30 protein-coding genes and 1 pseudogene are annotated in these 22,127 nt (G+C 51.5%); 11 read left to right on the top strand and 20 right to left on the bottom strand.

All coding sequences use genetic code 11. The annotated features are described in order from the left end of the window. Positions 1 to 25 precede the first annotated feature (25 nt). Positions 26 to 373, bottom strand: coding sequence for a hypothetical protein (locus tag Q394_RS0115540; RefSeq protein WP_028490065.1), 348 nt, complete (start codon positions 371 to 373; stop codon positions 26 to 28). Positions 374 to 395: 22 nt separating this feature from the next. On the opposite strand from Q394_RS0115540, the gene Q394_RS0115535 reads away from it, so the two are divergent. Together Q394_RS0115535 and Q394_RS20745 are read left to right on the top strand one after the other, a co-directional pair. Further along, on the top strand, positions 396 to 893 hold the full coding sequence (locus Q394_RS0115535; protein ID WP_028490064.1) for a HipA domain-containing protein: 498 nt from the start codon (positions 396 to 398) through the stop codon (positions 891 to 893). A gap of 93 nt (positions 894 to 986) precedes the next feature. Then, complete coding sequence (locus Q394_RS20745; protein ID WP_051543502.1) at positions 987 to 1,310, top strand: helix-turn-helix transcriptional regulator; 324 nt, start codon at positions 987 to 989, stop codon at positions 1,308 to 1,310. On the opposite strand, the gene Q394_RS0115525 is transcribed toward Q394_RS20745, so the two are convergent. Continuing rightward, entirely contained in the window at positions 1,252 to 2,157 is a 906-nt protein-coding gene (locus tag Q394_RS0115525; protein ID WP_028490063.1) for a LysR substrate-binding domain-containing protein, read from the bottom strand. The genes Q394_RS20745 and Q394_RS0115525 overlap by 59 nt on opposite strands. 104 nt (positions 2,158 to 2,261) lie before the next feature. Here Q394_RS0115525 and Q394_RS0115520 point away from each other — a divergent pair, with 104 nt between their 5' ends. After that, positions 2,262 to 3,146, top strand: a complete 885-nt coding sequence (locus tag Q394_RS0115520) for a bifunctional sulfate adenylyltransferase/adenylylsulfate kinase (protein ID WP_028490062.1) — start codon at positions 2,262 to 2,264, stop codon at positions 3,144 to 3,146. Positions 3,147 to 3,215: 69 nt separating this feature from the next. Here Q394_RS0115520 and Q394_RS21680 read toward each other — a convergent pair whose 3' ends face one another. The 10 genes from Q394_RS21680 to Q394_RS0115475 form a co-directional block, all read right to left on the bottom strand. After that, positions 3,216 to 4,028, bottom strand: coding sequence for an energy transducer TonB (locus Q394_RS21680; protein ID WP_028490061.1), 813 nt, complete (start codon positions 4,026 to 4,028; stop codon positions 3,216 to 3,218). Further along, entirely contained in the window at positions 4,025 to 4,405 is a 381-nt protein-coding gene (gene exbD, locus Q394_RS0115510; RefSeq protein ID WP_028490060.1) for a TonB system transport protein ExbD, read from the bottom strand. Before exbD ends, Q394_RS21680 begins: the two co-directional genes overlap by 4 nt. Beyond that, entirely contained in the window at positions 4,402 to 4,836 is a 435-nt protein-coding gene (gene exbB, locus Q394_RS0115505) for a TonB-system energizer ExbB (RefSeq protein WP_028490059.1), read from the bottom strand. Before exbB ends, exbD begins: the two co-directional genes overlap by 4 nt. Positions 4,837 to 5,024: 188 nt before the next feature. Then, positions 5,025 to 5,588 (bottom strand): hypothetical protein, encoded by a 564-nt coding sequence (locus Q394_RS0115500; protein WP_028490058.1) that lies wholly within the window; start codon positions 5,586 to 5,588, stop codon positions 5,025 to 5,027. A gap of 21 nt (positions 5,589 to 5,609) precedes the next feature. Continuing rightward, positions 5,610 to 6,149 carry a hypothetical protein gene (locus Q394_RS0115495; protein WP_028490057.1) on the bottom strand — a complete coding sequence of 180 codons (540 nt, stop codon included), beginning with the start codon at positions 6,147 to 6,149 and terminating at the stop codon, positions 5,610 to 5,612. 133 nt (positions 6,150 to 6,282) lie between these two features. After that, on the bottom strand, positions 6,283 to 6,489 hold the full coding sequence (locus Q394_RS22905) for a zinc ribbon domain-containing protein (RefSeq protein WP_425426793.1): 207 nt from the start codon (positions 6,487 to 6,489) through the stop codon (positions 6,283 to 6,285). 10 nt (positions 6,490 to 6,499) lie between these two features. Continuing rightward, a complete protein-coding gene (locus Q394_RS22780; RefSeq protein WP_051543501.1) occupies positions 6,500 to 6,988 on the bottom strand; it encodes an RNA-guided endonuclease InsQ/TnpB family protein in 489 nt (162 codons plus the stop codon). Positions 6,989 to 7,113: 125 nt separating this feature from the next. Next, on the bottom strand, positions 7,114 to 7,473 hold the full coding sequence (locus tag Q394_RS0115485; RefSeq protein WP_028490056.1) for a hypothetical protein: 360 nt from the start codon (positions 7,471 to 7,473) through the stop codon (positions 7,114 to 7,116). Beyond that, positions 7,466 to 7,963, bottom strand: coding sequence for a hypothetical protein (locus tag Q394_RS0115480; protein ID WP_028490055.1), 498 nt, complete (start codon positions 7,961 to 7,963; stop codon positions 7,466 to 7,468). Before Q394_RS0115480 ends, Q394_RS0115485 begins: the two co-directional genes overlap by 8 nt. Then, positions 7,960 to 8,295, bottom strand: a complete 336-nt coding sequence (locus Q394_RS0115475) for a DUF4258 domain-containing protein (protein ID WP_028490054.1) — start codon at positions 8,293 to 8,295, stop codon at positions 7,960 to 7,962. The genes Q394_RS0115480 and Q394_RS0115475 overlap by 4 nt, the downstream gene beginning before the upstream one ends. A gap of 72 nt (positions 8,296 to 8,367) precedes the next feature. Between Q394_RS0115475 and Q394_RS0115470 the strand changes: the two genes are divergently transcribed. Beyond that, positions 8,368 to 8,604: a hypothetical protein gene (locus Q394_RS0115470; protein ID WP_028490053.1), complete on the top strand. Its 237-nt coding sequence runs from the start codon at positions 8,368 to 8,370 to the stop codon at positions 8,602 to 8,604. Positions 8,605 to 8,674: 70 nt separating this feature from the next. Here Q394_RS0115470 and Q394_RS0115465 read toward each other — a convergent pair whose 3' ends face one another. Together Q394_RS0115465 and Q394_RS0115460 are read right to left on the bottom strand one after the other, a co-directional pair. Then, positions 8,675 to 9,136 carry a rhodanese-like domain-containing protein gene (locus tag Q394_RS0115465; RefSeq protein WP_028490052.1) on the bottom strand — a complete coding sequence of 154 codons (462 nt, stop codon included), beginning with the start codon at positions 9,134 to 9,136 and terminating at the stop codon, positions 8,675 to 8,677. 38 nt (positions 9,137 to 9,174) lie between these two features. After that, complete coding sequence (locus Q394_RS0115460) at positions 9,175 to 9,549, bottom strand: hypothetical protein (RefSeq protein WP_156946904.1); 375 nt, start codon at positions 9,547 to 9,549, stop codon at positions 9,175 to 9,177. Between the two features lie 160 nt (positions 9,550 to 9,709). Between Q394_RS0115460 and Q394_RS0115455 the strand changes: the two genes are divergently transcribed. Beyond that, on the top strand, positions 9,710 to 9,904 hold the full coding sequence (locus Q394_RS0115455; RefSeq protein ID WP_028490050.1) for a YgaP family membrane protein: 195 nt from the start codon (positions 9,710 to 9,712) through the stop codon (positions 9,902 to 9,904). 1 nt (position 9,905) lies between these two features. Here the strand turns inward: Q394_RS0115455 and Q394_RS21670 are convergent, their stop codons facing one another. Beyond that, positions 9,906 to 11,468, bottom strand: a complete 1,563-nt coding sequence (locus tag Q394_RS21670; RefSeq protein WP_084260504.1) for a sensor histidine kinase — start codon at positions 11,466 to 11,468, stop codon at positions 9,906 to 9,908. Between the two features lie 139 nt (positions 11,469 to 11,607). Between Q394_RS21670 and Q394_RS0115445 the strand changes: the two genes are divergently transcribed. Then, on the top strand, positions 11,608 to 13,785 hold the full coding sequence (locus Q394_RS0115445; RefSeq protein WP_028490049.1) for a malate synthase G: 2,178 nt from the start codon (positions 11,608 to 11,610) through the stop codon (positions 13,783 to 13,785). A 5-nt stretch (positions 13,786 to 13,790) separates the two neighbouring features. On the opposite strand, the gene yrfG is transcribed toward Q394_RS0115445, so the two are convergent. After that, on the bottom strand, positions 13,791 to 14,459 hold the full coding sequence (gene yrfG / locus Q394_RS0115440) for a GMP/IMP nucleotidase (protein WP_028490048.1): 669 nt from the start codon (positions 14,457 to 14,459) through the stop codon (positions 13,791 to 13,793). Positions 14,460 to 14,509: 50 nt separating this feature from the next. Between yrfG and Q394_RS0115435 the strand changes: the two genes are divergently transcribed. Genes Q394_RS0115435 through cysQ form a run of 3 tightly spaced genes read left to right on the top strand, consistent with a single transcriptional unit; the run spans position 14,510 to position 17,955 of the window. Next, a complete protein-coding gene (locus Q394_RS0115435) occupies positions 14,510 to 16,579 on the top strand; it encodes a beta-propeller domain-containing protein (protein WP_028490047.1) in 2,070 nt (689 codons plus the stop codon). 15 nt (positions 16,580 to 16,594) lie between these two features. Beyond that, a complete protein-coding gene (gene nudE / locus Q394_RS0115430; RefSeq protein ID WP_028490046.1) occupies positions 16,595 to 17,143 on the top strand; it encodes an ADP compounds hydrolase NudE in 549 nt (182 codons plus the stop codon). Between the two features lie 20 nt (positions 17,144 to 17,163). After that, entirely contained in the window at positions 17,164 to 17,955 is a 792-nt protein-coding gene (gene cysQ, locus Q394_RS0115425) for a 3'(2'),5'-bisphosphate nucleotidase CysQ (protein ID WP_028490045.1), read from the top strand. Here cysQ and Q394_RS0115420 read toward each other — a convergent pair. Continuing rightward, on the bottom strand, positions 17,947 to 18,336 hold the full coding sequence (locus Q394_RS0115420; protein WP_038141789.1) for an SseB family protein: 390 nt from the start codon (positions 18,334 to 18,336) through the stop codon (positions 17,947 to 17,949). The two genes, cysQ and Q394_RS0115420, sit on opposite strands and share 9 nt — an antisense overlap. Before the next feature lie 141 nt (positions 18,337 to 18,477). On the opposite strand from Q394_RS0115420, the gene Q394_RS21665 reads away from it, so the two are divergent. Continuing rightward, positions 18,478 to 18,636: a hypothetical protein gene (locus Q394_RS21665; protein ID WP_211248834.1), complete on the top strand. Its 159-nt coding sequence runs from the start codon at positions 18,478 to 18,480 to the stop codon at positions 18,634 to 18,636. A gap of 5 nt (positions 18,637 to 18,641) precedes the next feature. On the opposite strand, the gene Q394_RS0115410 is transcribed toward Q394_RS21665, so the two are convergent. Continuing rightward, positions 18,642 to 20,027: an ATP-binding protein gene (locus Q394_RS0115410; RefSeq protein WP_028490043.1), complete on the bottom strand. Its 1,386-nt coding sequence runs from the start codon at positions 20,025 to 20,027 to the stop codon at positions 18,642 to 18,644. 123 nt (positions 20,028 to 20,150) lie between these two features. On the opposite strand from Q394_RS0115410, the gene Q394_RS0115405 reads away from it, so the two are divergent. Further along, the gene (locus tag Q394_RS0115405) at positions 20,151 to 21,341 is read left to right on the top strand and encodes an AAA family ATPase (protein ID WP_028490042.1); all 1,191 of its coding nucleotides are present in this window, start codon (positions 20,151 to 20,153) and stop codon (positions 21,339 to 21,341) included. An 8-nt stretch (positions 21,342 to 21,349) separates the two neighbouring features. Here Q394_RS0115405 and Q394_RS20725 read toward each other — a convergent pair. Next, positions 21,350 to 21,802, bottom strand: a pseudogene (locus Q394_RS20725) (PIN domain-containing protein); the annotation flags it as partial. Positions 21,803 to 21,854: 52 nt separating this feature from the next. Next, a partial coding sequence (locus Q394_RS22065; protein ID WP_156946901.1) for an RNA-guided endonuclease InsQ/TnpB family protein occupies positions 21,855 to 22,127 on the bottom strand: 273 nt, incomplete at its 5' end.

Genomic DNA, 22,127 nt, shown 5'->3' with positions numbered 1-22,127 from the left:
ACCTTTCAAGAGACGATACCGCGCATCATAACGCAGTTTTACCTGCAAGGCATTCATGCATTATAACGCGGAAATAGGCCATGTAATCCTTGCACACCCCGGAAGAGCCTGCCACAAATAGGCCGTGTGTTGCCAAATGTTCGGCAAAGCCTTCGCCGCGTTGGGCAATGTCTGTGAGGGCAAAGCCTTGCGGGGTGAGATTGTGGTTGCGTACCTGAAGCCAGTCATGAGCTTCGCGTACCCGACAATTACCAATGGGGTTGCCAGCCCCAGCAGTGAGTAATACCCAGTCTGCGCGGGTTTCGGCACGTTCGGACAGTCCCAGTTGTCGTAGCAATTCCTGCCGCCCATAGCCTTGGGGCAACAAGTCCATGATGAAACCCGGCCAGTGAGGGGTGCAGGGTGAATGGCCAAAACTGTTACTGACCGAAAACCATTCCGGGCAATTTTTCCTCGACCATACCTTGCCTGATAACGCAGCCAAACAGCATTGGCTGGTCAAGTTTGCACGCGGGCAAGATCCGCATCTGAATGAGATCCTGACGCTGGAAGCAGTGTGGATGGAACTCGCCCGTTTTCTGGGTTTGCGGGTACATGGCAAGCTTCAGCTACAGGAACGCGCCCTGTTCATCCCGCGCTTTGACCGCGAACGAACGCCGACAGGATTACAGCGCCATGCACAGGAAAGCCTATACGCACTGTGCCAATGCAGCGGTTTTGGCGCACGCCTCACTCACAATGCCGCCTGCGCCACATTGGCCAGTGCTGCAACCAATCCAATGGCAGAAATCGTCGAATACCTGAAGCGCGACATCGCCAATGTTGTGCTGGGTAACAAGGACAATCACGCAAGCCGTCACAGCATTAGCGCCGCTACTGCTGGCCTTACCTGATTTCATGCGTCATTTGGCCATTCCACCCCAAACGGTAGAACGCTTTGCCCCCGCCTGCCGTGATGCCGCTCAACAACTGGAGCAGTGCCGCTGATGGACAAACGCTACACGCCCCTTTCCCCGATCGAGCAGCTTCAGCAACGCATTGCCCTGCTGGATACCGTCAAACAGCAGCCGGATATGCCACTGGCACAAGCCATCCGCCTGTTACGCACCGGATTGCGTCTGACCGTGCCGGAATATTCGCGCTTGACCGGGGTTGCGCCGCGAACCATCCATGCCATTGAAGCGGGTAATGCCAACCCCTCCGTCAACACCGCCAACAAACTGTTACAACCGTTTGGCTTAACCTTGGGTATTACGCATACCACTCCTCGCTCTCCCCCTGCTCCACCAGCAAGTCCACCATTTCCGTGATGTATTGCTTGAGGTACTTGTTTTTCAGCCACGCCACGCGGGTGGTGGAAACCGGGAACAAGTGCGACAAATCGCGCAACACCAGATCGTCGTCGTGGATATGCGAATACGCCATCTTGGCAATAATGCCTGCGCCGAACCCCAGCCGCACATAACTGACAATCACATCCGTATCCGTTGCGGCAAATGTGACATCCAGATGCAGCCCAGCATTGCGGAAAGTATCATGAATTTTGGAGCGTCCGGTAAACCCGAAAATGTAGGTCAGTACCGGGTATTTCGCAATCCGCTGCAAACTCAGCTTACCGTCGCTCAAGGGATGACCATCCGGCAACACCAACCCGTGGTTCCAGTCGTAACATTTGCGGCTATCCAGTGCGGTATCGTTGCCCAGCTCCTCGGTGCAAACCGCAATATCGGCCTTGCCGTCGTGCAGCATCCGCACCAGTTCCACCGGCGTACCTTGCAGGAAATGAATAGCGACATCGGGGTAACGTTGGCGAAATTCCAGCATGACTTCGGGCAGGAAATACTTGGCTTGGGTGTGGGTGGTGGCGATGCGGATTTCACCACGGGTTTGCAGGCGGAAATCGTCAGCGACCGCACGGATGTTTTCCAGCGACTGCTCGATACGGTCGAGTTCCTGCACGATGGCTTTGCACACTGGAGTTGGTTCCACCAGCCGCTTACCCTTGCGCTCGAAAAGCTGCATCCCCAATTCTTCTTCCAGCAGCCCCAATTGGCGGCTGACGGCAGATTGCACAATGTAATGCTGATCTGCCGCCCGCGACACATTCATGCCATTGTTCAACAAGGTTTTAAGCAAGCGTAATTGGAACAGCTTCATGCTTTATCGCTTTTTAAGATAATCATATCGAATTATAGCGTTTTTCATGCCGAATGCATTCCCCCATAATCGTCTCCATTGAAAGATTACTAGAGGTAAACCTCATGAGCATCCTGCACAAAATTGTCGACCACAACGAAATCAGCACGCTGGAATTGCTGCTGAACGGTGCATTTTCGCCCATGCCAGGCTACCTGAATCAGGACGACCACAGCAGCGTACTGCGCCACAACCGACTGGCAAATGGCACACTCTGGCCGCTGCCACTGGCACTAGCCCTGACCCCGGCGGAAAAACGCGAAGCCCAGCTCAGCGGGCGCATCGTACTGGTGGATGGTCAGGAACGCCGCGCCATTGCCGAAGTCGCGGTGGACAGTTTCTACCGCCTGCCTGCCGAGCTTGCCACCCTGGCGCAAGCCTTTGATGCCAAGCGCACGGCGGATACTTGGTATGCCAGCGGCACGGTTACGCCGTTACAGAAAATTCTCCACCCAGCCTTCAACAGCCTGCGCTTCAGCGTCCCCGCCTTGCGCCAAAACGTGCAAGACTGGAACAGCATTATCGCCGTGCAAGCTGCGCCAACGCTGGATACTGATGACCTGCGCCGCGCTTGCGAATGGCTGAGCGACACTGAAACCGGCGGCGGTTTGCTGGTACAAATCGGCATTAACGAAGCCGCCCCTGACTTCCACAACCAAGTGCGTGAGCTGCGTAATCAGGTCAAATGCACTTCTGCACGTCAGGTAAAGCTGTCGCTGCTGCCGTGTGTGGAAGGTCTGGGTGAAAAGCGTTGCCTGTTGCTGCAAGCCTTGGTGAGCCGCAATTATGGCGCTACCGGCTTTGTGGTGGGCAAGCACATTTCGCCCGAAGCCCGCCGCTGGTTGTTACAACATCATGATGAAATCGGTCTGGACATCATTCCGGTACGGGCGCAACGCGCCGCCGCCGTGAAACAGACCGTGCGTCATCCACTTTGTGAAGCTGCCTGAGACTTACCTACCTCTCCTCAGGTTGCGCGATCCGGTACGGGCTTCGGCCCGTATTTTTTTGCCTGCATTTTACCAATCCAGCTTGAAATTCACTTTCAGCGCAAAATCCCAGCGAGCCTTGTGGATTTGCGGGGGAAACGGCAAAGCGCCAGACGTGGCATTGACCGCCTGCACCGCTGCTTTATCCAGCCAATCATTGCCGGAACTCTGGCTGACTCTTGCCCCGCTGATCGTGCCATTTGGCAATACCGTGAAAGACACCGTGACAGTGCCTTGCACTTCGGCTTTTTCTGCCATGCGCGGGTATTGCTTGCGGGCAGCAATCAGGCTTTGCAATTTCTGACGGTAAGCGGCTTCTGCGGCGGCATTATTTGCTGTTGGCGCAGGAGCAGCGGCTGGCTTCGGCGCGGCGGCGGCTACACGCGGGGTTGCCCGTGGCGCGGGTACGGCCACAGGTACTGCAACCGGGGCAGCTACTCGCGGGGCTGGTGCAGGGGCGGCTTTGGGCTGAGGCTCTGACCTGGGTTTCGGCCGTTCCCGCTGCTTTTCTGGCTTGGGCTTGGGCTTGGGCTTGGGTTTTGCTTCAGGCTTTTTCACCGGCACAGGCTTGCTGACAGGCTTGGGTTTGACTACCGGCTCGGGCTTCGGCTTATCGACAGACTTGGGTGGTGGCGGCTTTGGTGACGCAACCGGCGGTGTTGCTATCGGCTCAGGGGGTGCTGGTTCGGGTGGCGCTGGCTGAAATTGGGCAAGCGATAGTTTAATCGGCTGCTCTTCCGGCAACCCTAGCTTATCCTGCCACAGCAACACCGGCAGTGCTGCCAGCAGCAGCGCCGCGTGCAGCAAGGCGGAAAGGCCGAACCCGGTCAGATGACCTTTCACTGAGGGTGCTCGGTCTGGATGGAGACTTCCGCAAATTGCTTGGCCTTCAACACATCCACCACGTCGATGAAATGCTCAAAAGCCGCCACTTTGTCGACCCGCAATAGCACCGGGGTGGTATTGGGGTGGGCATCGAGCTTGCTGGCTAGTGCTTCCGCTGTGATCGGCATTCCCTCGAAAAAGAGCTGATTTTGCGCATTGATGGCGATTTCCAGCACTTTTTCGTCGCCCTTGGCTTGTTCGCTGTGCTCGGCTTTGGGCAAATCCACCGGGATCATTCCTTGCGAGATGAAAGAAGCGGTGGTCAGCACGATGGCGAGCAGCACCAGCATAACGTCGATGAAGGGGATCATGTTGATCTGGTCGAAACGTTTCATGCGTTTTTCCCATCCCGCAGCGCTTGCCAGCGGGCGGTCAGCACGTCCACTTTGCGCAGCAAGCCGTTGTAGAACATGATGGCCGGAATCGCCACCAGCAGCCCCGCCGCTGTCGCTTTCAACGCCAGCGCCAAGCCCAGCATGATGGCATTGACTTCGATCTTGCCGCCCTGCCCCATCGTGTAAAACGTCACCAGAATCCCCAGCACTGTTCCCAGCAAACCCACGTAAGGCGCATTCGAGCCGATGCTAGAAAGGGTGGTGAGGTTGCGCGTCAGGTCGATCTTCAGGGTTTCAATGTGGTCGAACTGCTGCAAACTGACTTTATTGAGGTACAGGTAACGCTCAATCACCAGCGCCAGCATGACGAAGCTCATCAGGCCGAGCGTACCCAGCACCAAATAATCCAGATTGGCTTGTAAAAATTCCATGCTCCACCTTTAATCACAATGACTACCGACACTTCAGCAAGCAACCATAAATGGCTTTTAGCTTCTTAGCAACAGGATAGCCTTACGGCTTCGCACACTTGAGCGGGCAAAACTTGCCGAGGAGGATATTGCCCTCGACAAGTATCTGCAAAAGGAAGGGATATTGCAGCGGCAAGAAAAAGTAATGATCAGCCACGACCCATGCTATCTATAGAGAACAACCATAAAGTAGTAGAACCAGGACTGTTTTCTTTTCCTGTTAAAACAAACTGTTGATTATTTTCATTTATTCTATAGCAATCCAATTCAGTCAGGTCATAGCTTACATCACCCCAACTACTCAATCTGATAGCCACCTGTCCACTTTCATAAATGGATAGAATCGAGGTATCCACTACTCCATCTACTCTATCGGAAAATACCTCTTTAAAATAACCATCCACTGATCTACCCGCACCGACACCAAGACCACGGTAATCCATACCGAATACTGTTTTATAAGGATTTGAAGCGTCAATGGCAGGATTGCTAGCACCAGGATAGAAAGGATTGGAAGACAAATAATAAGGATTCAGTGTAATTGAGGTATATTGATGATCTGCGCGATTATAAATCCTAATGCCTCGAACAGCTGCACGATAGGCATCTAAATCACCATCAAATATCTCACCAATATAAGAAGCACAATTTTCTGCGGATGCAGAATTCATGATTATCATAGAAATGAAAAGTGTCGGAATTATCTTATTCATGACAATAACTCGCTTGGCTTATTAATGAGGAATAACAAAACGGCTTAATGCAAAGACCCATGTACTCCTGTATGGGCCATCACTCACTTTACCTCGCAGAACAAATCTATCGCGGTTCTCACCGTGGCAGTTTAAGTCAGTGAGGTAATATTCTTGCCCTGCATGATCATTGAGCCTGAGCTTAACACGTCCGGATCGCTCTAAAACCAATGTTGTTAAGTCAGTATTATCTTCACCATCCCTTTCTAAAAAAACATCCTGAAATTGCCCTGCAATAGCGTCATAATCTGGATTATCTATAAAGAATTTATAATCCATTGTGAAAACTGCTTTATCGACATAGTCTGTGGGCGATGAAAAGCCGTGTGTAATATGAGGTCTAGAGGGTACAGTTATTTTCCCATCGTGATATATCCGCAACCCATTAACCGTCATAAAACTATCCTGATGATAATCATCATGCTCAAATAAGCCAGTCACATAGGGAATACAATCATCCGCCTGCAATGAAGTACTAACTGCCAATGTAGATAACATAAGTATTATTAATTTCTTTTTCATGATGCACCTCCTCCGTCAAATGATAGAAAACCAAACCACCACTATTTAAGTCTAGTTGTCTTTTTTAAAAGGAGGATGTTTTTTATCTATTGAGTTGACTTCCTCCCCTCCCGAAAGGAAGGGGATTCCTAATTCATCGAGAATAGGACAACGACACCGAAATGCCATCACCGCTAACATTCTCTCCAAAGGCTAACACCGCCAATCCGGCGGCTAAAATGTTACGTGCTGCATTCACGTCACGGTCGTGGGTTGCGCCACATTCGGGGCACTTCCAAGACCGCACATCCAGCGGCATGTTTGCTTGACACGTTCCGGCGAGGTTTTCAGCGCAAACCACTTGGTTCTCGTTAATCAGCAAGACGGCGTTGATACTTCGCAAGTTTAACCACGTGTTGGTCGGTATGGCGGGGATTGCCGGACTTGAAGCCGTCGCTAGTGACGAACAAATCCTTGATGCCCACGTCAATGCCCACCTTTTTGTTGGTGACAGGCAACAGCGTGGATTCAAATTCACACAAGCAGGACACGAAGTAGCGTCCGGCCTGATCTTTGGAAACAGTAACGGTGGTCGGGGCAGCAGGAAGTGGCTGGCTCCATCGAATGTTCAGCGGCGCAGCGCACTTAGCCAGCTTCAATTCACCGTTGCGGTATGTAAAAGCACGGTAAGTAAATTCTGCCGACTGACGATGCTTTTTGGATTTGAAGACAGGGTATTTTGCCCGACCTTCAAAGAAGTTTTTGAACGCCGTTTGCTGATTCCTCAAGCATTGTTGCAGCGGAACACTGGAGACTTCATTCAAGAAAAGCAGCTCAGGCCATTGTTTGATGGCGGTCAATCGCGCATTAGCACCCAGGTAACTGGCCTTTTCCTGAGTCTGATCGTAAACCAAAATAGCGTAAACGAAAAGAGGAGCGAGAATATAACAAAGTAATTCATTTTTTGATTAAAAAATTAAATGGATTATATTGAATGAAATGGATTATATTCGTAAATTTTTATATAGCCTTCATCTTTTAAGATACTGAGTGCGCAATCTTGCTGTAAGAAGTAATGATCTTCTTTATTAAAAACTTGTTCGGCAGCATTTAAGATTGGCTCTGCATATTCAATATTTGATGCTGCAATATCAGCCAGCTCAAGTGATATTATTTCTGTAAATAAAGAAGAATAGTTTTTTCCGGAAATCTTCATCATAACTTCAATCATTGCCAATATTTTTTCATTTGGCCTAACGTTAACCATCGCATACTGTTCAGCGCGAATTTCGTTATTGTTTTCTTCTATATCTTTAATTAATGAAGAAATTATTCCATTAGTCATTTTTTAATGCCTTTAGTTTCTTAATGAGTCCAAGATAGATTTCGCTACTATATACATCCTCTTCATACTGTTGCTGATCAAAGCTGTTATATGTCATGATATTTCGTAATATACCTTTAAAGCAGCCATTAAATGCATCATAAGTCCACGGCATATTTAGTACATCATAGTTTACTTGATCATCAACTGTCTGCGCTAATAATGCACAAGCATCCATATCTTTAATTTCTTTAAGTTCACCAAGAAAATAATTGTATAAGATTTTGTTGATTAATGCTGATCTTGAAATTCCATCATGTTTAGCAATAGCATCAAGTAAATAAATATCATGCTGCTTAACACGAATGTTTAGTTTTCGCTCATTTTTTTTCTTAAGCTTTACATTATTGATAACACCAAACATTTCTGGAACAATTGAAACATAAGGCAGATGTTCTTTATTTTCAATCTTTTGTTTTGTGGGTAAGTATCTAATATATTGTGAATTCATGATAATGCTCTTTTAGTATTTGTATATACTGTAATCAATGTATTGCCGTCTGTCACGACAGTTGCCCCTCCCCTTTTAAGTAAGTTTTCCAATATGTTTATCTTTTCGCGTTCTTTTTTAATTTCTACACAAATTTCTTTCTTAGAAAGCTGCATCTTGTCGCCACGCTTGTTCAATTCACCAATGCTCAAAACTATATCAACTACTTTACTGTCGATATTTCGTTGCCGCATTCGATCATGCATATGTTTTGTATAATTTATCCGACAGTTTTTTCTTGATACTCGATTAGCGAAATCGGCATCTTCAGAGTATTTGTAATTAACTTTCATCTCATTTCCCCAGAAGTTCCTAAACTTAGCTAGAACATTTAGTCTTAATGTGGGTCACATGATAAGCCACATTTGTACTTTTTAAAAGGTTCGTTCGTCGATACTAATGTACCGATCATCGGTTCTGCCGCTCTCCAGCGTATAAGCCCTGCCTCTTTTCGCACTTTGGTACTGGGGAATGTGGTTGGTATCAAGACGATTCTACTGGCGTTATTGCACCAATCTCCGGCGTATTTCATCCTGAGTGAACGCGAAATGGATAAAAAATACCCTGATATTTTGTTGCTGGAGCGCAACCCTACCACTTGAGCGCGTGGCTGATCGTTACGGATACGCAGCGCGTGGAAGTACTCAGGCTGGCTTAAAGACGAAGTACCCCTTATTGGCGTACCACCGCCTTACCTTCCTGAATCCAGCCCATAATACCCTTCGTGACGTTATAAACTTGCTTGTAACCCACTTGCGTCAACATCTCCGACCCGGCGCGAGTACGGTTGCCAGTACGGCAAATCAGCACTACCGGCTTATCCAGCGGCGCGACTTTTTGAAGTTTGGCGAGGAAATCCGGGGCCACCGCGCCATCCCGCCCAAACAAAGTAATCGGGTGGCTGCCTGCCACGACACCCGTTTCCTGCCATTCTTGCGGCAAACGAATATCCACCAGCGTTACTTTTTCATCCAGCAACGTTTGCAACTCGGCGTTGGAAACATTGGTCACTGACCCCTGTTGCGTGGCGGAAGCCGCCTGATTTGTGCCGAGGCTCTCAGCCTTGGAACAAGCCCCCAAACTGACTACCGCACTGATCGTGATTGCCAATGCGAAAAATTTAATTGCGTACATACTTACAAAGCTCCAACATTAAAACGTATTTTATTAAGTCAATCTTTACTGAAAATGCCATTATTGGTGATGATAACCCGGTTAACCCAGCTGGCCGACAATTTACCCACACAAGCCTCGGTTTTTTTACCGTCGGGTAATTGCACTTCCACACTGTAGCCTCTGCCCGGTTCATGATTAAGAGTAACCCAACGCGTTTCGCCCGCTTGTAATTGAATTAGCAGGATTTTTTCCTGACTGAAATCATTGCCATGCTCGATTTTCAACAGGGGGATGGTTGCCTCGCGCATATTGACGACTTCCACAAACAACGGACGCGACGGGTACTGTTGCCCGTACCAAAGCATCATGGCAGCAGCACCAAGCACCACACCGCCCATGCCTATTAACAACAACTGCTTGAAATCCATCACAATAATTTATGCCTGAGATACATCAAAGGCGCATCATCCCTGACAAATGGCCGCATTGCATTGAGATGGGTCAATTGTGATTATTAATAAATACTAATATACTACGGCCTCACCAAATATTACGTATATTTGACCACCTGACCCCAACAAGGAATTCACTATGACTTTGAGTAACGCAGTACAAGTTTTCGCAGGCACCATGATTTTAGTCGCACTGTTGCTAGGCGCTTTCGTCTCTGAAGGGCTGGGCTTCGGTTTGATGCTATTTATTGCCATCAACCTGATTCAATCCGCTTTCACCGGCTTTTGCCCAGCGGCAATGGTTTTGAAGAAACTGCCTTTCGTCAAAGCCTGATTTAGTTCACGGGCAGGGTGAACGAGAACGTTGCACCCTGACCCGGTTCTGACTCTACCCACAAGCGTCCACCGTGTGCCTCGATAATCGAGCGGCACAATGACAAGCCAATCCCCATGCCGTTATTGCCCTTGGTGGTGACAAACGCATCGAAAACCTGCTGCTTGAATTCCGCCGCCATCCCCGGCCCCGTGTCGGAAATATCCACCTGCACAAAGCCTTCTTTATTCACAAAACTGCGCACCAATACCTGACGGCGCTGGCTGATAATTTCCTGCATCGCTTCAATCGCGTTACGCACAATGTTCATGATCACTTGCTGGATTTGGATCACATCAATGGAAACATCCGGCACAGCATCATCCAGCTCCAGCAACAGCGGCACATTCAGCTTCTTGCCGCCGGTTTTGGTGAGGTGCAAAGCTTCGTAGATGACCTGTTCCAGACACGCCTTCACCTTGTGCGGCGCTTGCTTGCGCACCAAAGTCCGCATACGCCGGATGATTTCCGAAGCACGCAAGGCTTGCTGCTGAATAGCACGCAGCGGCTCCTGCAAGCGTTGCGACTCCTCCCCTGACTGGATCATGCGTAAACAGGCATTGGCGTAATTCGCCACCGCTGCTAACGGCTGATTGATCTCATGGGCAATCCCCGATGCCATTTCCCCCATCGTATTCAGATTCACCATGTGGGCAAGCTCGCTCTGGTGCTGGTTAGCCTCTTGCTGCACCTGTTCACGCAAACGCTCTTCTGTATCCAACTGGTAAGCCAATCGGATAATAATCAGGATGATAGCCAACACCATCACCGACGCCAGCAGTGACTCGACTTGCGTATGCGTCAAACCCGACACCAACAACACTGGCAGCCAACCCAACAACGGCGGCAGCAATGCCATCAGAAACATCACTCGACGCACCACCAAGCCACCAGAGGCATCACTCGCCATGATACGGAAAAAACCTTGCTCGACCTTCGCCAATAGAATCCCCCAACCCACCAGAGCAAACGCCGTAGCGGTAGGCAATGCCATGCCCGCCTCCCCCATCAGGACTTTAAACATGTCTTCCTGATGGGCAAAGCCAAAGAACACCGTTACCAGCAACATCAAACTGATAAACGCCGCCCATTGCGCCACACTGATCAGGATTGGGCGCTCAAGGCCAAGGAAAAACAAACCGATACAGGTCAGGATAAATGCCACGCCCGTTTGCGGCGAATCCCTGAAAGAGGCCAAATCCAGCAACCACAAACCGTCAACCAGATGCCAATAACTCAGCAGCATCACAACACCCAGCACAATTCCGCCCAGTGCCAAGCCTTGCCCACTCCAGCGGCGCAAGCGCGACGAATGTTCCGGCTGCAACAAAAACAGCGCCGCCCCGGTAAACAGGAAGGAAACAGCCGCCCCCGGCGTCATGATAGGTAAGCCTTCTGAGACCTGATACAAGACTGTCAGGCCGTTAGCCCAGCCAAACAACACCACACTGCCCAGCAACATCACGCTGAAAGCCGCCAAACCAGACAGCCTGTGTAAAAAAGTAAGGTGATGGTTACTATGCATAATCAAAGTTATCTAAATGGCTGACATTGAATATTTTAATCTTCATTATTGAGAATTCCAATTTTTGCCGCTGCCCATATTGGGTTATAACCGGACAATGTCGACAATTTTGTTTGTATTTCTGAGAGGATCGTGACGAATGGGCAACAGGATTACCGTTGGTAGTTTACAAGTGTCAACACTACTGCATGACTTTGTAACACAACAAGCCTTACCGGGTACTGGTTTGGACGCAGCAGCTTTCTGGGCAGGTTTGGAGGCCATTGTAACACGCCTGGCTCCCCGCAACCGTGAACTGCTGGCTAAACGCGACCAGATGCAGGCGCAAATTGACGCTTGGCACATTGCCAATAAAAGCACGTTTGATTTCGCCACTTACAAAGCGTTTCTGCAAGACATCGGCTATCTGTTGCCGGAAGGTGAAGCCTTCAACGTCACCACCGCCAATGTGGATGTGGAAATCACCCAAACCGCCGGGGCGCAATTGGTCGTTCCCGTCATGAATGCACGTTTTGCCCTGAATGCCGCCAATGCGCGTTGGGGTAGCCTGTATGACGCACTGTATGGCACAGATGCAATTCCTGACACCGACGGCGCAGCCGCAGGCAAAGCCTACAACCCGGTACGTGGCAAGAAAGTTATCGACTTTGCCCGTAACTTCCTCGACGAAGCCGCACCACTCTCCTTCCTGTCGCACCACAATGCCAATGGCTATCGCGTCGACGAAAGCGGCTCGCTGGTTGTGGACATGATCGGCGGCTCCGTGGTCGGGCTGCGTGATGGCAACCAGTTTGTCGGCTACCGTGGCACGGCGGATGCGCCTTCCGCCATCCTGTTGCGCAACAATGGCTTGCACTTTGAAATCCAGATCGACCGCGACGGCATGATCGGCAAAGAAGATGCGGCTGGCGTGAACGACATCCTCATGGAAGCCGCACTCACCACCATTATGGACTGCGAAGATTCCGTGGCAGCGGTGGATGATGTCGACAAAACCCTGATCTACACCAACTGGCTCGGCCTGATGAAAGGCGACCTCAGCGAACAGGTCAGCAAAGGCGGCAAAAGCTTTACCCGTGCGCTCAACCCTGACCGCGACTACACCGCACCGGATGGTTCCACCGTCACCCTGCCGGGTCGCAGCCTGCTGTTCATCCGTAACGTCGGTCACTTGATGACCAACCCGGCGATTCTCGACAAAGACGGCAACGAAATCCCTGAAGGCATCATGGACGGTTACATGACCGGGATGCTATCCATCCACAACCTCAACGGCAGTGCTAAATACAGCAACTCGCGCACAGGTTCGGTTTACATCGTTAAACCCAAAATGCACGGCCCCGAAGAAGTCGCCTTCACCAACGAACTGTTTGGCAGCATCGAAGACGCGCTGGGCTTGCCACGCAATACCCTGAAAGTCGGCATCATGGATGAAGAACGCCGCACCACCGTCAACCTGAAAGAGTGCATCCGCGCCGCCAAGGAACGCGTCGTGTTCATCAACACCGGCTTCCTCGACCGTACCGGCGACGAAATGCACACGTCGATGGAAGCAGGCCCGATGATCCGCAAAGGCGACATGAAATCCGCCGCGTGGATCAAGGCTTACGAAGACTGGAACGTCGACATCGGCCTCGAATGCGGCCTGCCCGGTCACGCGCAAATCGGCAAAGGCATGTGGGCTATCCCTGATCAGATGGCTAATATGCTGGCAACCAAAATCGGGCATCCACTGTCCGGCGCGAACACCGCGTGGGTTCCCTCGCCGACCGCCGCAGCCTTACACGCAATGCATTACCACAAGGTCAACGTGTTTGCGCGTCAGGAAGAGCTGAAAAGCCGTCCGCGTGCCAATATCGACGACATCCTCACCATTCCGGTGGCGACCAACCCGAACTGGAGCGCGGCAGACATCCAGCAAGAACTGGACAATAACGCGCAAGGCATCCTCGGTTACGTGGTGCGCTGGGTCAATCAGGGCGTCGGCTGTTCCAAAGTGCCAGACGTGAATGACGTAGGCTTGATGGAAGACCGCGCTACCTTGCGTATTTCCAGCCAGCACATGGCGAACTGGCTGCATCACGGCATTTGCACCGACGCGCAAATCATGGAAGCGTTCAAGCGCATGGCCACCAAGGTTGATGCGCAGAACGAAGGCGACCCGACTTACACCAAAATGAGCGGCAACTTTGACAAGAGCGTAGCGTTCAAAGCCGCTTGCGATCTGGTGTTCAAAGGGCGCGAGCAACCGAACGGGTATACCGAGCCGTTGCTGCATAAGTATCGTGCTGAGGCTAAGGTCGCGTTGTTCTTTTAAGCCCCTCACCCCATCAACTGCGTATAACACTCCACCGCCGTAAACTCCTCAGTGTTTTTCGGCGGTTGTTGTGAGTCCGGCTGATGGATGGCCAGCAAGTATTTAACCCCATGTGCCTGTGCCGAGCGCAGCACATGCAGGTTATCGTCAATGAACAACGAATGTGCCGGATCGTACACCTCCACCTCGCTTAATTTCTGCCAGAAATCCGGGTGCTCCTTCGGCAAACCCAGCGAATGCGAAGTAATAATGCGATCAAAATACTGTTCCAAAGCCACGTAGCCAAATTTCATCCCCACACTTTTCTGGTGCGCATTGGTCAGCAACACCACCCGTTTGCCGCGTGCGTGCAGGGATTTCAGAAAGCGTTCTACATGCGCTCGAATCTGAATGCGTTCGGCGATTTCATGCTTCAGCGCCACCAAGTCAGTGCCCAGATGATTCTGCCAAAAATCAAGGCAGTACCAATCCAATGTCCCTTCCATTTCGGTGTAGCGCTCGTGCAGATAAGTGCGAATTTCATCCGGGGTTGCCCCGCGCTGCTCCGCTAATCGTACCGGCAGATGTTCTAGCCAGAAATGGTTATCGAAATGCAAATCCAGCAGCGTGCCATCCATATCAAGAAACACGGTCTGAACTTCATGCCAAGCTAAGCTTATTGGACTATAATTCATTTTATCAGCCTTCCACATACCACTAAAAATCGCATCATACGGAGCGTATCATGAAAAATCCGCATCAGCTTAGCATCAGCATTTCCATCGCCTTATTACTCACGGCATGTGGTGGGGGAAGTTCCAGCACAACGACCACCGACCCTGTCAGCAAACCAGCGCTAAAACAGATCAATTCCAATACAGAATTGGAAAACCTGATCAAACAACAAATGCTGGAAACATACGGTACCGCTTACGCTAACTATGGCGGTTGCACTAGCGATGCCTGCATCATGGAGATTCCCGTTGCTGCTAGCGCAACCACCGGCACGACAACTTCAGCCGCCTCAGCCGCCAGTGACAGCGCATCAAACGTTTCCAGCACCAATACACAAGAAACCAACGTTGACGAAGCAGATCGCATCAAAACCGACGGCACGTACCTGTACACAACAGCAACCGATCAACCCAATGTGCGCATTTTCAAAACCAATGATGCCAGCAACACGCTGGTAAAAGACTTACCGTTAGGCAATGACACCAATGCACGCTTAACTGGGTTGTATCTAGAAGGTGGCAAACTGGCAGCCCTCGCGGAAGAACAACAATATTACAGCATGTGGAATAATTGGTTCATGCCCAGCTACTGGCAAAACCAACAAAGCCAGATGTACCTGCTGAACGTGGCCAACCCTGAAAACCCTACCCAAACAACCAAACTAACCCTCGATGGGCAAGTTATCAGTAGCCGCCTGATCGGCTCTACCCTCTATCTTGCCACTCGCCACAGTCCCAGCTTGTCTGGTCTGGTGCAATACCCCACCACCGAGGCGGCTGCAACTGCCAACCGTAACCGCATCAACAGCGCCACGCTTGCCAATTTCCTGCCCGATTACCAAATTAACGATGGCAGCAAAAATGCCATGTTCGACGGCACTGATTGTTTCATGACGCAGTACACCGACAAGAAAAGCTACCAAACCAGCATTATCAGCCTACTAGCGATTGATCTGAATAGCCCAACACCTACGCCACAAGGCAAATGTTTTGCGGGTGATACCGAAACGCTCTACGCCTCCACCGATGCGATTTATCTAGCAACCACCAGTTACAGCTACCCGAGCACTACACCGGCTATCGCCTCGACTAGCGTCTCAAGCAGCAGCGGGACAAGTACCAGCATCGCTTATTACGCGCCCAGCATCACGACTGACTTTCACAAATTCTCACTCGCTGGCGGCATCAATTACCGAGGTTCCGGGCGTGTTGATGGCCATCTCGGCTGGCAGCAAGAGCAGAAGCCCTTCCGCATGAGCGAATACCAGAATGTGCTGCGTGTCATCACCTACACCGGCGATAACAACTTAACCACTAACCCATCACCAGCACACCTCACAACCTTTCAAGAAAACACCGCCAATCAGTCACTGGATATGATGGCGACGCTACCCAATAGCACCCGCCCAACCGCCTTGGGCAAACCCGGCGAACAGATTTATGCGACCCGTTTTCTCGGCAATAAAGGCTACCTGGTGACATTCCGCACCACCGACCCGCTGTACCTGTTGGACTTGTCGAACCCGGCTGACCCGTACATTGCCAGCGAATTGAAGATTGACGGTTATTCCGACTACCTGCACCCGGTCGGTGACAATTATTTGCTGGGCATTGGCAAAGATGCCATTGCGGTTGACGGTGGCGACAGCGGGCGTGGTGCGTGGTATCAGGGCGTAAAACTTTCCCTGATTAACATCACTGACCCTGCGAACCCTTCCGAACAGCAGAAGATCATTATCGGCAAGCGTGGCACCGAAACGGCCGTTTCCCAAAGCCACCATGCACTCACCACCTTACAACAAGGTAACACCTTGCAAGTCGCCTTGCCGATCAGCTTGCATGAAAGTGCTTCCAATTACTCATCCGGCGCAAGCACTTACTACAACTGGACACAAGATGAGTTATACCGTCTGAACATCAATACCCAGACCGGCACGATGCAGACACTTACCCCTATCGTCAGCGAAGCGGCTGTCGCCAACAGCTATTCCAGCTACCAATGGCAAAATGACCGTTCTGTGATGATTGGCGAATTCATCCACTACCTGCACGGTGACAAGGTGATAAGTCAAGCGTGGTAATGGTAGAATCGGTGGATGCAAAAACCACCGAAGATACACACCATCCAACCTGTCGTTAGCAGCCGCTTATTCCATGTGGAAGAACTCCACCTGGAATTCAGCAACGGTGAACGCCGCATTTACGAGCGCCTTGCCAGCCGTGGGCATGGCGCTGTGTTGATCGTGCCCATGCTGGATGACGACACCATGCTGCTGATCCGCGAATATTCCGCCGGAACCGGGCGTTACGAACTCGGCTTCCCCAAAGGCAAGGTGGAGCGCGGCGAAGATATATTAGAAGCTGCCAAGCGCGAAATCATGGAAGAAGTCGGCTACGGCGCACACGAGCTGCACCTGTTGCGGCGCGTCAGCCTCTCCCCCGGCTACATGCAACACCACACCCATCTGATTCTCGCCCGCAACCTTTACCCGCACCGGGTCGACGGTGACGAACCCGAACCGCTGGAAGTCGTGCCCTGGAAACTTGCCGATGCCGCCGAACTGCTGGCGCAGGACGATTTCACCGAAGGCCGCAGCCTGCTGGCGCTGTATCTGGCGCAAGACTGGCTCAAGCAACACGCTTAAAACACTTTAGGAAAACCCACATGGATTTAGCGACACTTCTACCCGCCGCCGTTCGCATTGCCCAAGACGCTGGCGACAAGATCATGGCGGTCTACCGCACCGCTGATTTTGGCGTGGAACACAAGCAAGATGATTCCCCGCTGACAGCGGCTGATATGGCCTCGCACCACCATATCGTGGATGCACTGACCGCGCTGACCCCGCAATACCCGGTACTGTCGGAAGAATCCACCAAACTGCCGTTCAGCGAACGCAGCCAATGGCAAACTTACTGGCTGGTTGACCCACTCGATGGCACGCGCGAATTCATCAAACGTAACGGCGAATTCAGCACCCTGATTGCCTTGGTACACAACCACCAGCCAATCCTCGGCGTGGTTCACGCCCCCGTGCTGAATGAAACGTGGTTTGCCCACCAAGGCGGTGGCGCATTCAAAACAGCCAACGGTGAAACCTTCCCGATCAGTACCCGCGCTACGGGCACGCCGCTCAAAATCATGGGCAGCAAATCGCACCGCGACCCGGTGATGCCGCAATTTCTGGAACGTATTGGGGAACACGAATACGCCGTGATGGGCAGTATTTTAAAAGCCTGTCTGGTGGCAGAAGGTTCTGCCGACATTTACCCGCGTCTGGGGCTGACCTCGGAATGGGACACCGCCGCCGCGCAAATCATTGTGGAAGAAGCAGGCGGGCATTTCACCCGCACCGACATGCGGCCCATGCGTTACAACACCAAGGACTCCCTGCTCAACCCGTACTTTTTCGTGTTCGGGCGCGATTACCGCGACTGGTCGCAGTACTTAGTGTAAGCCTTGCAACATCCCCACTTCCAGGTCAATCCCCATCTCATGATCGGGGTTGATCGAAATGCTGTAACCGACGCCGACTTTCTCGATAATCCACTTGAACTCAGCCAGCAGGCCACCGCCGTAACCGGGGAAACCTTTCACAAAGGTTTTCGCCATGTCCGGGCTGGTGAACAAGATCAGCACCTTGTTGCCTGATTCATCATCCAGCGTCAGCGGTACGGCCTGATCGCCGGTGGTCGGTTGCAAGCCGCCAATCTGAACCTTTTCATAGATCGGCATGAACAGCGTCACTTCCATCAACTTCTGGATGAAAGCATCACCATCCAGCTCACCGGACTGCGCTTTCACCAACAGTTCTTCCGCTTCGTTCATCGTTTGCATGAGCTTGTCCTTCCCGTAGTAAATGCCTGAAAGAGTAATGAATACCATCGCCCAGCACAATGACCCGCAAGAAGTATAGGTTTACAAACCGCCGCCAATGACTATCCTAAAACGATCTTAACTAATCATGGGAGACGGCAATTGAAAAACACCAATTTTTGGATCGGCAATGGCTTGTTAGCTGCTGCATTTCTGACCCTGCTTTTCATGGGGACACTCTCCGACATGCTGGGCAGCGGTGCAGTGGTGTTGTGGATGGCGCTGGCGGCAGCGGGCACTTATTTCATCATGAAAAGCTGATTGCTTCAGCTTGCCAGCAACGATTCCAGCCGATTCACCAGATAGAACGGAATATTGAACAACTGAAACGGGCGACTCTGCCCGTTGGATTTAGCCTCCAGCCGGTCGAGCGATGGCTTGGCAGAACTGATGCGTACCGCACGATTGGCCTGTTTCTTGATAACGAAGGATTGCAACGACTTGATCGTGCCACCACTGCCCGCTTTGACCTCCACCGCAATGATTTCATTACCTTGGGTGTAAAGAAAATCGACTTCCGCCTGAGCTTCTGCCTTGGGTGGTTGCCAGTAATACAACTCCGGGTTGATGTAGGCAGGTTTCGCATACAGCAATTGCTGCCCGACGAACTGCTCCGCCAGGCTGCCGCGCCCGGCCAGTTCCAGCGGCGCGTGCAGGATGCTTTGCACAGGAATGCCTTGTGCTGCCAACAGCAGGCCAATGTCGATGAACAGAAATTTGCTGATCCGGGTTTTGGTTTCAGCACCCAACGGTACGGCATCAGCGTGGCTGTGCAGTACGCGGTAGAACAGGCGGGCGGCGATGAAATGCTCAATCGCAGTATTCAACTGGCGGTTGTCACCGCTACTGCTAGCAGCGAGTTCATTCGCCTGTTTGTGTGAAAACTGTTGCCCGACCTGCCCCAGAATGCCGTTGAAAAAGGTGTTCAAGGTCAGCGCCGTTTGCGAACCCCGGTATTTGGCGAAATCGTCCCGGTAGGTTTGCAACAGTGCGGTCTGGTATTTGAGGATGTCGGCATGGCTGAAACCTGTATCCAGCCCCAATTGCACACAATGCGGCATCCCGCCCGTCAGGGTGTAACGGCGCACCAACCCCAGCAGTTTTTCGTGCAGACTATCAGGGATCAGGTGCATATTGCTGGCGGTGAGCATGTCCAGCGCACGCAGCTCCTTGTCCGCGCCAATGGCTTGCAGAAACTCATCGAAACGCAACGCCCCCATGAAATACGGATCAATTCTTCCCACCGGACTAGGCAGCTTGTAGTCATTCAATACCTGATCGAGTAAAGAACCTGTGAGGATGACGGCGAGATTCGGCATGTCTTCCCAGAAATAGCGCAGGCAAGCGTAGGCGGCGGGGGTCGCTTGGGCTTCATCCAGAAACAGGATCAGGGGTTTATCGGGCGTGACCTGTTCCCCGCTGATCAGGGCGAAATTGAATAGCAGTTCGTCGAGTTGGTAACGGCGGAATAGTGCTTCGAGTTCGGCGTGGCGTTCGAGATTGATTTCAATGACCGGAATGCCAAGTTGTGCGCCCGCCATACGCACGGCGGTGGTTTTGCCAACCTGACGTGCGCCCCGAATCACCAGCGGCTTGCGTTGGGGTTGCTGATACCAGTGGATAATGTCGCTGACGGCTTGACGATTGAACATGATGATGCACTCCTTGCATTAAAGTGTAACATCTTGATGCAAGATATGTATTACAATGTTTGAAGCCAGCAATATTTAGTACTACAATACAAGAAATTCACCTAAAATAGGTATCGTAGTAAGATGATTGAGCCACTACAGCACCTTTCCAGTCAAATCAGGACGCAAAAGCTGCCGGACTACCAGCGTTTCCTGTTCCGGCAAATCGACTTTTCGCAACGCTTGATCGGTATCATGGGCGCACGCGGGGCGGGTAAAACCACGCTGCTGTTGCAATACCTCAAGTCTGTGACGCGGGAAACCAAGGTGCTGTATGTCATTGCTGACCACCCTTTGGTCGGGCAGCACGGGCTGTTTAACATTGCCGATGAATTCCAGAAAATCGGCGGTGAACTGCTCATCATCGACGAAATCCACAAATGCCAACACTTCGAGCGCGACCTGAAGCTGATTTTCGACAGCTTTTTTAACCTCAAGGTCATTTTCACGGGTTCATCGGCAACCGCCATTGACAATGCCAAGGCGGATTTGAGCCGTCGGGCAATGCTGTACCCGTTGCCCGTGTTGTCATTCCGCGAATTTCTGGAATTGGAAACGGGCGAAACCTTTGAGGCGGTGACGCTGGATGCCCTGCTCCAGCAACATCCGCAACTCGCGCTGGAAACGGTCAGCCGGATCAAACCGCTGGCGTATTTGCCCGCGTATCTGGAACACGGTGCTTACCCGTTTTACCGCGAGGCGGGTTCAACCTATTTGCCGCGCTTGCTGAATGCGTCGATGCAGGTGATCGAGACGGATATTCCCGCGCTTCACCCGATTGACTACGACAAGGTGAATGCGCTGAAAAAGCTGATGGTGATGTTGTGCCAAAGCGAGCCTTACGACATCAATGTGTCCAAGCTGTGCGGCGCGGTGGAGTTGAACCAGAAAACCCTCTACAAATACCTTGGGTTGTTACAGGCGGGCGGGTTGTTGCGCCTGTTGGGGGCGAAATCCAGCGGGGTCAGCATTATTTCCAAGCCGGAAAAGCTGTATCTGGATAATACCAACCTGTTCGCTGTCTTTTGCAACCAGCCCAAAGCGGGGACGTTGCGCGAGACGTTTTTCGCCTCGATGCTGTCTTACCAGCACACCTTGAATTACCCCAAAAGCGGGGATTTTCTGGTGGATGGGCAGTATGTGTTTGAGGTCGGCGGTAAGTCCAAATCGAAGAAGCAGATTAAGGATGAAACGGCTGCTTGGGTAGTGGCGGATGGGCTGGAAATTGGGGTGGAGGGGAAGATTCCGCTGTGGTTGTTTGGGCTTTTGTATTGAGTTTGGAATTATTCACCAGCTCGTTGTAGTACCTGTTCAATGAGCAGTGGATTCAGATAAGCATTTGAGTTTTGCAGCAGCCGGACACGGGATGTGATGTCGGCAATTAAGCCTTCTTCTTTTGCCAATAGTAACAAACCTAAGCTACCCATGGTTTCTAGCCCGTTGGTGTACGCAGATTTTTTCGCCCGCAAGTCATCGACCAGCATCAGGTTTGCCGATGTCGCCTTGTACAGTGCCATTGCTTCCAGCTCGCCGTTGCCTAAACCGGATGTTTTTTGGAGTTTGCACTGACTCATATCGACTTTTTGGACTTTACCCAGCAGATAAGCCTTTAATGCATCTGCTTGGGGTTTGCCTTGTGCGCATACTTCATCATGCACGGCGGTTGGGACTAACACTGTGCCGAACAAGGTTTCCAGCAGGTCAAGACCCCGATAAGTTGAGACGGCGACGAGTGCCGAACTGTCTGCATTGACTACTCCCCACGGCTAAAGCCGGGGGATTCCTAATTCACCGAGAACAGGACGACGACACCGAAATGCCATCGCCACTAACATTCTCTCCAAAGGCTAACACCGCCAGCCCGGCGGCTAAAATGTTACGTGCTGCATTCACGTCACGGTCGTGGGTTGTGCCGCATTCGGGGCACTCCCACGATCGCACGTCCAGCGGCATGTTTTCTTTCACGAACCCACAGCAGGAACAGCGTTTAGTGGACGGGAAGAATCTCCCTATCTCAACGTATGTCCTCCCGTACCAGCCAGCTTTGTACGCAAGCTGGCG

This window comes from Thiothrix lacustris DSM 21227, from assembly GCF_000621325.1.
Taxonomy (GTDB): domain Bacteria; phylum Pseudomonadota; class Gammaproteobacteria; order Thiotrichales; family Thiotrichaceae; genus Thiothrix; species Thiothrix lacustris.
Note: the sequence above shows the minus strand (reverse complement) of the source record. Positions and strands in the feature narration are given on the sequence as shown.